This window comes from Paraburkholderia yinzeri (assembly GCF_046581065.1).
Lineage (GTDB): Bacteria > Pseudomonadota > Gammaproteobacteria > Burkholderiales > Burkholderiaceae > Paraburkholderia.
Genome location: NZ_JBFOCJ010000002.1, coordinates 290,820 through 304,204 on the forward strand (window position 1 = coordinate 290,820; position 13,385 = coordinate 304,204).

At 66.2% G+C, this 13,385-nt stretch carries 12 protein-coding genes; 9 read left to right on the plus strand and 3 right to left on the minus strand.

The features are described 5' to 3' along the window. Nucleotides 1-12 precede the first annotated feature (12 nt). The 4 genes from WJ542_RS18445 to WJ542_RS18460 all read left to right on the plus strand — a co-directional run bounded on the left by WJ542_RS18445 (nt 13) and on the right by WJ542_RS18460 (nt 5,210). Nucleotides 13-843: an HpcH/HpaI aldolase/citrate lyase family protein gene (locus WJ542_RS18445; RefSeq protein ID WP_411190865.1), complete on the plus strand. Its 831-nt coding sequence runs from the start codon at nt 13-15 to the stop codon at nt 841-843. 76 nt (nt 844-919) lie between these two features. Then, nucleotides 920-1,855, plus strand: a complete 936-nt coding sequence (locus WJ542_RS18450; protein WP_411192487.1) for a LysR family transcriptional regulator — start codon at nt 920-922, stop codon at nt 1,853-1,855. 76 nt (nt 1,856-1,931) lie between these two features. Then, nucleotides 1,932-3,320, plus strand: a complete 1,389-nt coding sequence (locus tag WJ542_RS18455) for an MFS transporter (RefSeq protein WP_411190867.1) — start codon at nt 1,932-1,934, stop codon at nt 3,318-3,320. Nucleotides 3,321-4,121: 801 nt separating this feature from the next. Further along, nucleotides 4,122-5,210 (plus strand): OpgC domain-containing protein, encoded by a 1,089-nt coding sequence (locus WJ542_RS18460; protein WP_411190869.1) that lies wholly within the window; start codon nt 4,122-4,124, stop codon nt 5,208-5,210. 48 nt (nt 5,211-5,258) lie between these two features. On the opposite strand, the gene WJ542_RS18465 is transcribed toward WJ542_RS18460, so the two are convergent. Continuing rightward, nucleotides 5,259-6,023 (minus strand): SDR family oxidoreductase, encoded by a 765-nt coding sequence (locus WJ542_RS18465; RefSeq protein WP_411190870.1) that lies wholly within the window; start codon nt 6,021-6,023, stop codon nt 5,259-5,261. A gap of 235 nt (nt 6,024-6,258) precedes the next feature. Between WJ542_RS18465 and WJ542_RS18470 the strand changes: the two genes are divergently transcribed. Continuing rightward, nucleotides 6,259-7,110: a ProQ/FINO family protein gene (locus WJ542_RS18470; protein WP_411190871.1), complete on the plus strand. Its 852-nt coding sequence runs from the start codon at nt 6,259-6,261 to the stop codon at nt 7,108-7,110. Nucleotides 7,111-7,223: 113 nt separating this feature from the next. Here the strand turns inward: WJ542_RS18470 and WJ542_RS18475 are convergent, their stop codons facing one another. Then, nucleotides 7,224-7,880, minus strand: coding sequence for a transglycosylase SLT domain-containing protein (locus tag WJ542_RS18475; protein ID WP_411190872.1), 657 nt, complete (start codon nt 7,878-7,880; stop codon nt 7,224-7,226). 165 nt (nt 7,881-8,045) lie between these two features. Further along, complete coding sequence (locus WJ542_RS18480) at nt 8,046-8,942, minus strand: fructose bisphosphate aldolase (RefSeq protein ID WP_411190873.1); 897 nt, start codon at nt 8,940-8,942, stop codon at nt 8,046-8,048. A gap of 247 nt (nt 8,943-9,189) precedes the next feature. On the opposite strand from WJ542_RS18480, the gene WJ542_RS18485 reads away from it, so the two are divergent. From WJ542_RS18485 to WJ542_RS18500, 4 genes are all read left to right on the plus strand, one after another. Continuing rightward, entirely contained in the window at nt 9,190-10,008 is an 819-nt protein-coding gene (locus WJ542_RS18485; protein WP_411192488.1) for an IclR family transcriptional regulator, read from the plus strand. Between the two features lie 168 nt (nt 10,009-10,176). Continuing rightward, nucleotides 10,177-10,950, plus strand: coding sequence for an SDR family oxidoreductase (locus WJ542_RS18490; RefSeq protein WP_411190874.1), 774 nt, complete (start codon nt 10,177-10,179; stop codon nt 10,948-10,950). Continuing rightward, the gene (locus WJ542_RS18495; RefSeq protein WP_411190875.1) at nt 10,947-12,053 is read left to right on the plus strand and encodes a phosphotransferase; all 1,107 of its coding nucleotides are present in this window, start codon (nt 10,947-10,949) and stop codon (nt 12,051-12,053) included. Before WJ542_RS18490 ends, WJ542_RS18495 begins: the two co-directional genes overlap by 4 nt. Before the next feature lie 101 nt (nt 12,054-12,154). Further along, the gene (locus WJ542_RS18500; protein WP_411190877.1) at nt 12,155-13,372 is read left to right on the plus strand and encodes an acyl-CoA dehydrogenase family protein; all 1,218 of its coding nucleotides are present in this window, start codon (nt 12,155-12,157) and stop codon (nt 13,370-13,372) included. The last annotated feature ends 13 nt before the right edge of the window (nt 13,373-13,385 follow it).

Here is a 13,385-nt window from a genome sequence, read left to right on the forward strand (position 1 = left end):
TTTTTGTCCACCATGTCCGAATTGACCCGTTCCTATCTGTTCGCACCCGCCACCCGCCCGGAGCGCTTCGAGAAAGCGGCGCGCTCCGGCGCGGGCGCCGTGATCGTCGATCTGGAGGATGCCGTCGAGCCCGCGCGCAAGAACGAGGCGCGCGCCTCGCTCGCCGCAACGATGCCCGCGCTCTTCGATGCCGCACGGCAACGCGGCGTCGAGGTGCTCGTCCGCATCAACAGCCGCGGTACCGACGGGTACGAGGCCGATCTCGACGCCTGCGCGGCGCTCGGCGGCGGCCTCGCGGGCATTGTCGTGCCGAAGGCGGAAGACCCGGACGCCATTGCGCGCATTGCACGGCAACATCAGGGCTGGGCGCTGCATCTGCTGATGGAGTCGGCGCTGGGCTTCGAGCACATCGCGCCGCTGGCGCGCGCGCCACGGGTGTTCCGGCTGATGCTTGGCACGGTCGACCTGATGTTCGATCTGGGCGCCAATGAAACGGGCGAGCCGTTGAATTACTATCGAGCCCAGATCCTGCTGTATTCGCGCCTGGCAGGGTTGATCCCGGCGGTCGACGGCGTCTGCACGACGCTCGACGATGCGGCAATGCTCGACGACGAAGTGCGGCGAGCGCGTGCCTACGGGTTCGGCGCCAAGCTGTGCGTGCATCCCAACCAGATCGAGGCCGTCCAGCGCGGTCTCGGACCTGCGCCGCAAGAGGTGGCATGGGCGCGCCGCGTGTGCGAGGCGGCGTCCACGGGCGCCGCGGCGAGGGTCGACGGCAGGCTCGTCGACGCGCCCGTGCTCGCGCAGGCGCGCCGTATCCTCGCCGAGGCCGGTGATGCCTGACACGGAAGAGGCCGCCATGAGCGAAGGCGCGATTGCTCTGCCGTTGCCGCGTGCCCGGGTGCTCGCGCCCCTGCCCATGACCGTTTCCTCCCGCATTCCGACTGCCCCGCCTTCGAGCCGGGCCATTCATGATCTTCAGCATGTCCGCGCGTTTGTCGCGGTCGCCCGCGAGGGGAGCCTCACGCGAGCGGCACGCCTGCTGCATCTGACCCAGCCCGCGGTGAGCCTGCAGCTCAAGAGTCTGCAGGACCAGTTGAACCTGCGTTTGCTGCAGCGCTCGCCACGCGGCCTCACCTTGACCGCCGATGGGCTGAAGCTGCTGCCCTACGCCGAGCAGATCCTGCACGCGATCGGCGATTTCGAGGCGGCCGCCGGCAACATGCTGACCGTGCTGAGCGGCACGATCTCGATCGGTACGATTCTCAATCCGCCGACCATCCGTCTCGGCACGATTCTCCAGCACATGGCGAGTCACTACCCGGAAGTGCGCACGCGCCTGCGCCACTCGATGACCGGGCAGATTCTCGAACAGATCCGCAGCGGCGCGCTCGACGTCGGCTTCTATCTCGGCACCCCGAGCCAGATGGACGGGGTCGAACTGCATGCGGTCGCGCTCATGCCGCTCAAGTACTACGTCATCGCGCCGAAGGGGTGGCAGGAGCGCATCAGCGGGCGTGGCTGGGCCGAACTCGCTGCGTTGCCGTGGATCTGGACGCCGCCGACTTCGATGCACCACCGCCTGCTCAGCGACGCCTTCGATGCCGCCGGCGCGCGGCCGCATATCGCGGCGGAGGTGGATCTCGAGGCATCGATGGTCGAACTCGTGCGCGCCGGGGTCGGCCTGTCGCTCGCGCGCGAGTCGGTTGCCGTCGACGAGGCGCAGAAGCACGGGATCGCGATCTCGCGCGAGCTGCCCATCGAAATCCCGCTGTCTTTCCTCACCCTGGCCCGCCGCCGCGAGGAGCCGTTGATCGAGGCGATCTTCCTTGCCGCGCAGAAGGCGTTCGAGTAGCGCGCCGGCAGTATTGTCGCGGCCCTGGCGGGCCGCGGCGGCGAGGGCATGTAACGATAACGATACCGGAGACATCATGTCGGCTCACGCAGCAAACGCGGCACAGCGCCTCGACGCGCTGGAGATCGGGCCGTTCCACTGGCGTCTTCTCGGCCTGATCGGCGGCGGGATGTTCTTCGACGCGTTCGACAACTTCCTGACCGGCAGCGTGCTCGGCGCGCTCGTGCATCAAGGCCTGTCCGACCTGCATCTGAACGCGCTGTTCATCTCCATGGGCTTCGCGGGTCTCACGCTCGGCGCATGGGGGGCGGGCGTCGTCGGCGACCGCTTCGGCCGGCGCTTCTCCTACCAGTTCAACCTGCTCGTGTTCGGCATCACGTCGCTCGCGGCGTCACTCGCGCCGTCGATGACATGGCTCGTCGTGCTGCGCTTCGTGATGGGCATCGGGCTCGGTGCGGAGATCGTCGTCGGCTACAGCACGCTCAACGAGTTCGTGCCCGCGCACGCGCGCGGCCGCTTCGCGTCGTTGCTGAACCTGATCACGAACTCGTCGGTGCTCGTTTCCGCCGCCGCGAGCTACTTGATCATTCCGCACTTCGGCTGGCGCTGGATGTTCGCGATTCCGGGCCTCGGCGCATTGGTAATCTGGTATCTGCGCAAGTCGATGCCCGAATCGCCGCGCTGGCTCGCGGCGGTCGGCCGCCACGACGAGGCGCGGGTCGTCGTCGAGCGCATCGAGTCGCAAAGCCGGGTCCGCGCGGAGCCGGCCGTCGCCGCGCGGCAGGACGACGAGGTGCCTGGCCGTCTGCGCGACCTGTTCAGCGCGCAGCAGCTCTCGCGCACCGTTGTCGGCATCGCCGTGATCTGCATCTCGTTTACGGCGATGTACGCATTCGTCGCATGGGTGCCGACCTTCCTCGTCAAGCAGGGCTTCGGCATTTCCAGCTCGCTGCTCATCAGTTCGGCGATGTTTGCGGGCGGCCCTGCGGGCTCGCTCATCGCGATGGCGATCGCGGATCGCCTGGGGCGGAAGTGGGGGCTCGTGATCTTCTCGCTCGCGGGCGCACTGACCGGTTTTGCCTACCCGTTCGTGAAGGCGCCCGTTTCGATCGCGCTGGTCGGCTTCGGCGTTACCACGTGCATTTATGTGACGTCGGCGCTCGGCGTGGCGTGCTACGTCACCGAACTGTTCCCGACACGCTTGCGGCTGCGTGGAGTCGGGCTCTGCAACGCGGCCGGCCGCTTCGTCAACGTCGGCGTACCGTACGTCGTCGCGAACGTCTACGCGCTTGCGGGGCTGATGGGTGTCGTATCGTTCATCGGCGCGCTGTTCGTGCTGCTCGCGCTCGTGCTTGCCGCGCTCGGTGTCGAGACACGCAAGCGCACGCTGGAGGACGTGCAGGCGCCCGTCGGCGACAGCGACAAGGTAGCTGTAGGCAAAGGCCTGCATATCGGAGGCATGTGAACGACTGAAACACGGCAAACTTTGGAGGAGGGAAGCCGAATTATGACCGGGGAGGGTATGGCAAATCTTCAGAGACAGCCGGTGATGTAACTGATTTGCATTCCTAATTCTTATGACGATGGAAATCGGGCACGAGTTTTCATGGCCGGCGACTTATAGCCGGTGCCTTTGACGGACTCTATTGTTGCGGATCGCGCGCGCCTAAGCGCAAGCTTGCAGAGGTTGGGGAACCTCGTCGATGGGGCGCCGTCAATGCAGGATGCAGCACTCTTTCTGCTTACGGAAGCCTTTCCGCGTAACGGACTCGAACGTGCGTGATCTGGCACCGCGAACGTGCGAGCGATTCTTCGCTGGGCGGCGTACGCACCGAACCGGCGCGCACGCGCGGGCGATCCTCGGGAACCTGACAGGAACGAATACCGGCCGGCAGACCGAGCAAACGTCTTGCGCGACGATTGCCCGAATTGCGAAGAGCGGCATGGCGGCTGGCTTCGCGAGCGACGGGGTAGCGAACGGCGTGGCCCATTCGGCACAGTGTCGCGCGGCAGAGAATTGCTACGGGTCGTTACCAGGCCACACCTGCCAATTTTCTGGCATTAAAGTCGCATTGTGGATCGCTCGCGCTCGCGGGTCATTACACGGCCCTTTTACGGCGGGTGCGAGGAAAGAGCGTTCGCATAGCCAGGTCAATCGTCATTTATCAGGCATCCTTATAAATTTTCGGTTGCGCGCCGCATGACCGTTCGCATGCCGCCACCATCTTTCCATTGTCTTTACCGACCCGAACGGGAGCTTTCATTGATGAGTCAGACGGCGAAGCGATCGATCGAAATCGACTTTTTACGTGGATTCGCGTTGATCGCCATAGCACTCGATCACATTCCGGCGAGCGTGCTCTCGCACGGAATGCTGCATACCTTCGCCTTTTGCGATTCGGCGGAAGTCTTCGTGTTCGTGAGCGGCTATGTCTGTGCGGCAAGCTGGCTCGCGCTCGCCGCGCGCAAGGGCGTCGAGGCGGCCAACCAGCGCTTCTGGCGGCGCAGCCGGGAAATCTATGCGGCTTATCTCTGCACGGCCGTGCTCATGTTGCTCTCGGGGGCGGCGGCGGTGCTTCTGCACGTGAATTCGCCCCTCGTGGCGGGTTCGGGCTTTTTGCGCTTTGCCGCGCATCCTTTCACGATGCTTGCCAATATCGCGTTGTTCCGCGATCAGCCGTATCTAGCCGGTGTGCTGCCGATGTATGTGGTGCTCGTGACGGCATTGCCGTTCATCATGTCGGTTGCGCGCCGCTCGCCGGATCTCGCGCTCCTCGGCAGTTTCGGCATCTGGTTCGCGTCGTGCTGGCTCGCGAACGGGTTGCCTGCCGCACCTGGCGTGATCTGGCCGTTCAATCCGTTCGCGTGGCAGGCCATGTTCGTGCTCGGAATACTGTGCCGCCTCTATCCCGTGTCGCACGCCTTCCAGATATCGCGTGCCGGATGCGCGATCACGGCCGTCGCGATTGCGATTGCCGCGAGTTTCGCGTTCATCCGGCTGTTCGTGGAGATCGACCCGCAGCCGGGCTACATGAAGCAGAATCTCGCCAGCCTTCGCATCGTGAGCTTCGGCGCCGTTGCATGGCTCGCCGCGCAGGCGGTGCGGCTGGGGTGGGTTCGGCGTCTGGCCGAATATCTGCCGGCCATCGTCCGCGTCGGGCAGCAGGGGCTCGTGTGCTTCGTGGGCGGTGCCGTGGCATCGAACGTAGTCGACACGCTGTTGCGCGCCTCGCATCTGGACACCTACTTGCCTGCCCGTCTCGCGGGTGATCTGCTCGCCATCGGCGCGCTCGTCACGCTGGCCGGCGGCGCGCGCTGGCTGAAGGCCGCGCGTCCGCGCATGGCGCTCACCTGAAGCAGGCGTGAGCGGCCCGCGTTGAAGGCGAGGGCTGGCGCGGCCTCGTTACGCTTTCGCGAGTTCGCGGACGTCGGCCGTGGGCGTCGAACCGAAGGCGTCGCTCAACGCGTAATCGACGAGTTGCCGGGCAGCCGCTTCGGGCGTTGCAAGCTGGCCGTTCTGCTTCAGTTGTTCGAAGCGTTCACGCGAGGGGAACTGGTCGGCGGCCGTGGCGCGGATCGTTGCCTGCATGGCCGTATCGACGACGCCAGGCGCCACGCTGCAGATGCGCACACCTTGCGGCGCATCGAGCGCCACGGCACGCGCATGATGATCGAGCGCCGCCTTGGTCGCGCAATAGATGCTCCAGCCCGCGTACGCATTGCGCGCTGCACCGCTCGACACGTGCACGATGCGGCGTTCGGCTTCGGGGCTCGCCGCCGCCTGGGAAGCGACGGCGTTCGCGAGCATGAGCGGGGCCGTGACATTGAGTGCGACTGCTCGTGCGATCGCATCCGCTGCCTGCGCGCCGCACGGCGCGATCGGCTCCACCATGCCGGCGTTGTTGAAGAGCAGCACGCAATGGGCTTCGGCGGTGAAGCGACGTAGCGCGTCGGTGGCGAGCCAGCGCTCGATGGCGGGGGTATCGGAAAGATCGAGTGGCGTCTGGACGAGCGCGGCATGGTGGCGAGCGGCAAGCGCCGTATTCGTGCCGCGCCCGAGCCCCAGCACGCGGATGCCCCGCGCCAGCAGGAGTTCGGCTAGCGCGGCGCCCAGACCGCGGGTGTGTCCGGTGACGATGGCGCGGATCGAAGCGGGGGAAGTGGTCATGGATTGGGGCGATCGAAGGGGATCGGTACGGAAAGGAAGCGGGGCCGATGCCGCGGAAAAGCGAGGCGTGACTGTGCCGCTTCCATCGATACCGGGCAACCGGCCTGGCATGCCTTGTTTTCCGCTTTCCGAACCTCACCAGGGTATCAATATGCGCAGCACAATACGGCGTGCCAGAAATGCCGCTCGCGATTCGGTATCATAGCGTCCGATCCAATAAGGAAGAGATCTGGACGTGAAAGCCGCATCGCAACAACGCCGCACCCTGAGCTTCAAGGAAGGTCTGCAGGAAATCAAGAAGAGCATGGGGAAGGGCTCGGGGCAAAGTCCCGAAGAAACGCCGCCAGCGCCGGAAACGCCGGGAAGCAAGCCCGCGCGCAAGGGGCCTGCCGCGCACGCGAAGGACGCTCGCCCCCGCGCCCGGCCGCAGCAGCCGGGCGGCCGGCCGCAAGGGGCCAAACCCCGTCCGCCGAAGGAGGCGCGGGAAGGGCGCGCACAGCAGCCGGGCCAGCGGCCCGCCCAGCAGCGCCAGCGCCCCGTGCGCGCGGCGCAGCCGGCAGCCAACCTGACCGAGGAAGAAAAGGCGCGCATCGAGCGCAACCGCCAGCTCAATACGGTCTGGAACGTGCTTGCGAAACTGTACCCGGCGTTTCGCGATCGTCTGCCGTTGAAGATCGGCGTGGCGGAAGACCTTGTCGCACGTCACCCGGAGTACGAGCGCACGCTGATCGTCGCGGTGCTCAAGCGCCACGTCAACCACCCGCGCTATCACGAGCGCGTCGCGGCCGGCGGCTCCCGTTACGAGCTGGACGGCAGCGCTTCGGCGGGCCCGGGCATCGATCCGTCGCACGTCGGCCGCGCCAACGCGGCGCTGGCCCGCCAGAAGGCGAAGGCCGAGGCACAGGCCAAAGCCAGGGAAGCGGGGGCGGAACAGCCGCCCAAGGCTGCGGCACAACCGCAACCGGCCGGCCAGGCAGAACCGGAGCAGGCCGATGCGAAAGCGCCGGCTCAGGCCGCGGCGGTGCACGACTTGGCCGCGCCGGACGCGCCGGACACTCCGCAGGAACCCCCGGCCGCCGAAGCTTGAGCGTCGTCTGGATGCGCCATGCCGGGCCATTGCGTGCCCGGCATGTTGGCGAGACGGTACGCCTCAGTCGTTCTCTCAGTCCCGCGTGATCATTGCGTGCGGCGCAGGCGTGCTCAGTGTACGGACTGTGCGGCGGTGGCAGTCGTTGCATCCGCAGCGGACGAAGCCGCCGCCGCCGAAGCGTTGAAGGCGGGCGGAACGACGAACACGGCCGGCACGGCCGAAGCCTCGGCGCCGTCGGATGCGGGCTGCGCCGCCGCCGGCGTCTCGAACAGGCGGTTGAATTCCGCCGCGCGCGACTGGATTTTTTGCGCGTAGGCCATCGACCCGCCATAGCTCTTCATGGCTGCGTTCAGGTCGCCGCCGGCTGACTGGCGGTAACCGTAGAGGATCGACGAGCCGATATCGATATTCACGTCCGGATTAGTGAGATCCTTTACATGGCGCAGGAGATTCCGGTGTGCCGACGGTACGACCTGCATCAGGCCGGTCGCGCCGTTGGCGCCGTGCGCCTTTTCGCGAAAGCGCGATTCGGTCGAAATGATCGCCAGCAGAATGGCAGGGGGGAGAGAGTATTTTTCGGCAGCCGTGGTGACGGCCGCGGAGATCTGCGCCGCTTTTTCCTTCGCCACGCCGAACCGTTGCATCAGGTATGCGGAGATCGTGTCCGAGCCGGTGCCGGGACTGCTACTGGTGACGGGGCTTTGCTGAGCCCACGCTTGCGCAAGCAGACCCGGCAGCAGGACGATCAGGCAAAGTAATCGCCTCATGGCCAGTGCGTGTCGAGAAACGGGGAAGCAGCAAGTATAACCGCGTCGGCGGCCGGGTTGCCGGTTGCGTGCGCAGGCACCCTGGTGCGGCGCAAAAGAACAGCGTGGGAGCGGACGCCTCGCCCGCTCCCACGGCTGCCGGTTTTCCCTGCGGAAAAGGCCGCGTCAGTCTTTCTCGACCGACGCCTTCCAGATCTCGTCGATACTCGCGGCGAGGGTGGCGTCGAACTCGGCGTCGCTCATCGACTTCGTCAGATCGTTGATGAGCGCCCGCGAGAAGCTGGCGATCATGCCGTGGTTGGCCGCAAGGCGCCGGCATGCGTCGCTGCGCGAATAGCCCCCCGAAAGCGCCACCACGCGCACGACGCGCGGATGTTCGATGAGCGGTAGATAGAAGTCGGGCGTGCTCGGGATCGTCAACTTGATCATGACGTCGCGCGAGGCCGGCAGCGCATCGAGTCCCTTCAGCAGTTCGTCGCGCAGCAGCGCTTCGGCTTCGGCCTTGTCGGGAATCTTGATGGAAACCTCGGGTTCGAGAATCGGGACGAGGCCATGGGCGCCAATCTGCTCGCCCAACTCGAACTGCTGCGCGGCGATGGCGGCGATGCCCGTGGGCGACGCGCGCTCGATCACCGACCGCATCTTCGTGCCGAAGATGCCCGCCTGCACCGCGCGCGCAAGCAGGGCATCGAGCTCCGGGATCGGCTTCATGAGGCGCACGCCGTCGGCTTCCGTGGCGAGGCCCTTGTCGACCTTCAGGAAGGGCACCACGCCCCGGTCGTGCCACAGAAACGCCGGCACCGGCTTGTCCTGCGCCTTGCCGTCCATCGTCGCTTCGAACAGGATCGCACCGATGATCTTTTCGCCCGTAAAGGCCGGTGCGGTGACGATGCGCACGCGCATCCCGTGCATGAGGCGGAACATGTCGGCGTCGCCGCTGTAGGCGCTCTCGGGAATCCCGTACTGGCGCAGCGCGCCGGGCGTCGAACCGCCGCTCTGGTCGAGTGCGGCGATGAATCCGGGCTTCGAGCGCATCTGCGCCAGCATCGTTTCGTTCGGCATGGCCGTTTCTCCGTAAATGGGCGCCGATCCGGCGCGATCGGGCGGCCCGACGTTGACGAGTGTACTTGTGTCTATGCCGCGCCGTATTTTTTGCTGCGCAAGAATCTTGCGCGGCGATCCCGGCCAGCGGAAACCGGATTCTGCATTACGGAATATAATTTCGTCGACGCCAGGCGTCCGGATCGCGAGGGGTGCGGGACAGTCCGGAAAGCCGTGGCGCGATTCGAATGCTTATTTCTATTTCATGATGGCTGACATCGAGCACAAGACAGATCGGCCTGCGGCCCATAAAGAGGACCGGCATTTCGTGACGGCGCTGGCCCGGGGACTCGAGGTGCTGGCGTCCTTTCGCGGCGGGGTCACGACGTTGACCAATCAGGAAATCGCGCAGCGCTGCCGGTTGCCGCGCTCCACGGTTTCGCGTCTGACCATGACGCTCACGAAACTCGGCTATCTGATCCACCTGGAAGACAGTGGACGCTATCGCCTCGGCACCGCCTGTCTCGCGCTCGGCAGTTCGGTCCTCGCCCGCCTCGACGTGCGCAAGATGGCGCGCCCGCTGATGCAGGAACTGGCCGAGTTTGCGGGCGGCACGGTGTCGCTCGGCATGCGCGACCGCCTCTCCATGCTCTACATCGAAAGCTGCCGCGGCCCGGGGGCGCTTGCGCTCACGCTGGACGTGGGTTCGCGTATTCCGCTCGCCACCTCGGCGATCGGCCGCGCCTGGCTGGCCATGGCGCCGGCGCGCGAGCGGGCCGACGTCATGGGGCAGGTTCACGAGCTCGACGACGTCGCCTGGCCGCAGATCCGGCGGGGCATCGAGCAGGGCTTCGAAGACCATCGGTCGCTCGGCGTGACCTGCTCGTTCGGCGACTGGCAAAAAGACGTCAACGGCATCGCGCGCGCGTTCGAGCCGGGCGGCGGCCTGCCGGTCATGGCGATCAACGTGGGCGGTCCATCCTCGTCGCTTTCCAGGGCGTTTCTTCTCGAAGAGGTGAAGCCACGGCTGCTACGCCTCGTGGCTCAGCTCGAAGAGGGCGCCGTTTCGCCGCGCGAGGAAGGCTAACCCCGCCTGCCCTGCCTGCGCCGAGGGTTATTCCTGGGGAAAAGGACGAATCTGCCGTTTGCATCGCGGCCGCTGAGACGCTAGGATTTCTGCAATGCAGAATTCAAGTTCTGCTTTGCAGAATTATCCCGGCGGTTGGCAAGCCGCCTGCAAGACGAGGACGCGTCGATGGGCACAAGGGATCTGTTCAGTCTGCACGGGCGCGTCGCGCTCGTGACGGGCGGCTCGCGGGGGCTCGGCCTGCAGATGGCCGAGGCACTGGGCGAGATGGGGTGCAGGGTGGCGATCTCGGCGCGCAAGGCCGACGAACTGGATGACGCCGAAGCGCATTTGCGCGGGCGCGGCATCGAGGCAAAGACGTTCGTGAGCGACCTGCAGCAGCTCGATCGCATTCCGGTGCTGGTCGATGGGGTGCTGGCCGCGCATGGGCGCATCGACATCCTCGTCAACAATGCGGGCGCGACCTGGGGCGCACCCACCGAGGACTATCCCGACGCCGCATGGCACAAGGTCATCAACCTGAACGTGAATGCGCCGTTTTTCCTCACGCGCGAGGTGGGGCGGCGCAGCATGATTCCGCGGCGCAGCGGCAAGATCGTCAACATCGCCTCGATAGCGGGGCTGCGCGGCATGGGGCGCGGTGTGCACACGATCGCCTACAACACCTCCAAGGCGGCCATGATCAACTTCACGCGCGCGCTCGCTTCGGAGTGGGGCCGGCACGGCATCAATGTCAACGCGATTTGCCCGGGGTTCTTTCCGTCGAAGATGTCGGCGGGCCTGCTCGATTCGATCGGCGACGAAGTGATACGCCGCACGCCGCTGCAACGCTTCGGTGGCGACGACGACCTCAAGGGCGCGCTCGTGTACTTCGCCTCCGATGCCTCGCGGCATGTCACGGGCCAGTATCTCGCTGTCGACGGGGGGCGGTCCGCGATATGAAGATCGACTTCCAGAGCAGCTTCAGCGGCACGCGTCCCGTAGCGGAGGCGCATGCGTTCGACCTCGTACGGCTGGGCGCGTGGATGCGCGCGCATGTGGCGGGGTTCTCGGGGCGCTTGCGCGCCGAGCAGTTCAAGGGCGGCCAGTCCAATCCCACCTTCCTGCTCGAAGCGGACGGCCGCCGCTACGTGCTGCGCCGCAAGCCGCCGGGCACGTTGCTGCCCTCGGCGCATGCCGTGGAGCGCGAATACCGCGTGATCCGCGCGCTGGGCCAAACGGCGGTGCCTGTCGCGAAGGCCCATGCGCTGTGCGAGTACGCCGATGTGCTCGGCACGCCGTTCTACATCATGGAGTATGTCGAGGGCCGCATCTTCTGGGACCCTGCCTTGCCCGGCATGACGAGCCCAGAACGCGCGGCGATCTTCGACGAAATGAACCGCGTGCAGGCCGAGCTGCACGCACTCGATCCCGCCGCGATCGGCCTTGGCGACTACGGCAAGCCGGGGAACTACATTGCGCGCCAGGTGGCGCGCTGGACGAAGCAGTACCGCGCCGCCGAAACGGAACGTATCGAGGCGGCCGACCGCCTGATCGACTGGCTGCCGCTGCACATTCCCGCCGGCGACGAGAGCCGCATCGTGCACGGCGACTACCGGCTCGACAACGTCATCTTCCACCCGGACGAGGCTCGCATTCTCGCCGTGCTCGACTGGGAGCTCTCCACGCTCGGCCACCCGCTCGTCGATTTTGCCTATCACTGCATGATCTGGCACATGACGGCCGGCGAGCGGCGCGGACTCGTCGGACTCGATCTGCCCATGCTTGGCATTCCTTCCGAACGCGAGTATCTGCGGCGCTATCTGGAACGCACGGCACGCAAAGCGGGATCTGAAGCGGGCGTTCAAGCGGAGGTGTCGCCAGCGGAGTGGGGCTATTACCTCGTCTTCAACATGTTCCGCTTGGTGGGCATCCTGCAGGGCGTCGCGGCGCGCGCGCTGCAGGGTAACGCGTCGAGCACGCTTGCGCTCGAAACGGGGCGGCGCACGCGGCCGCTCGCCGAACAGGCGTGGGCGCTTGCGCAACAGGTCGACGCAATGCGTTGACCCCGTTCCGGCGACTACCCGGCTTGGCGCACGCAGCACCCACTGCCGGCGCCATCATTGCCCGGCAGACGGGCGCGCATATTCAGTGAGGAGATCAAACGGTGAATTTCGAGCATTCAGACAAGGTCAAGGAACTGCAGAAGCGTCTGACCGCGTTCATGGATCAGCACGTTTATCCGGCCGAAGCGACGTTCTCGGGCGAAATGGACGCGGCCCGCCAGTCCGGCAACGCCTGGCAGCTGGCCCCCGTGATGGAGGCGCTGAAGGAGCAGGCGCGCGCCGCGGGCCTGTGGAATCTGTTCCTGCCGGAGTCGCAGTATGGCGCGGGGCTCACCAACCTCGAATACGCGCCGTTGTGCGAAATCATGGGCCGCTCGGGCATCGGCACCGAGCCGTTCAACTGCTCCGCGCCCGATACCGGCAATATGGAAACGCTGGTGCGCTACGGCACGCCCGCGCAGCAGGACGAATGGCTGCGGCCGCTGCTCGACGGCACGATCCGCTCGGGCTTCGCGATGACCGAGCCCGCGGTGGCGTCGTCGGATGCGACCAACATCGAGGCGCGCATCGAGCGCGACGGCGAACACTATGTCATCAATGCGCGCAAGTGGTGGACCTCGGGCGCCAACGATCCGCGCTGCAAGATCCTGATCTTCATGGGCAAGACCGACCCTTGCAATGCCGATCCGCATCGCCGTCAGTCGATGATCCTCGTACCCATGGACACGCCGGGCGTGACGATCCTGCGGCATCTGCCCGTGTTCGGCTACGACGATGCGCCGCACGGCCACGCCGAGGTGCTGTTCGAGAACGTGCGGGTGCCGCTCTCGAACGTGCTGCTGGGCGAGGGGCGCGGCTTCGAGATCGCGCAGGGGCGGCTCGGACCGGGACGTATCCACCACTGCATGCGGCTGATCGGCCGCGCCGAGCGCGCGCTCGAAGCGATGTGCCGGCGCACGATGCAGCGCACCGCGTTCGGCCGCAAGATCGCCGATCACGGCGTTACGCGCGAGCGCATTGCCAATGCGCGTATCCTTATCGACCAGGCGCGCTTTCTCGTCCTGCATGCGGCGTGGAAAATGGACACGCTCGGCAACAAGCTTGCGCGCAAGGAGATTGCGATGATCAAGGTGGCGGCGCCCCAGATGGCCTGCCAGGTGATCGACTGGGCCATTCAGGCGCACGGCGGCGGCGGTGTCAGCGACGATTTCGGGCTCGCGCGTGCGTATGCGAGCGCGCGTACGCTGCGCCTTGCCGACGGTCCCGACGAAGTCCATCGCAACGCCATCGCCAAGATGGAACTCGGTGCCTATCTTTGAACTTGAAAGGAGT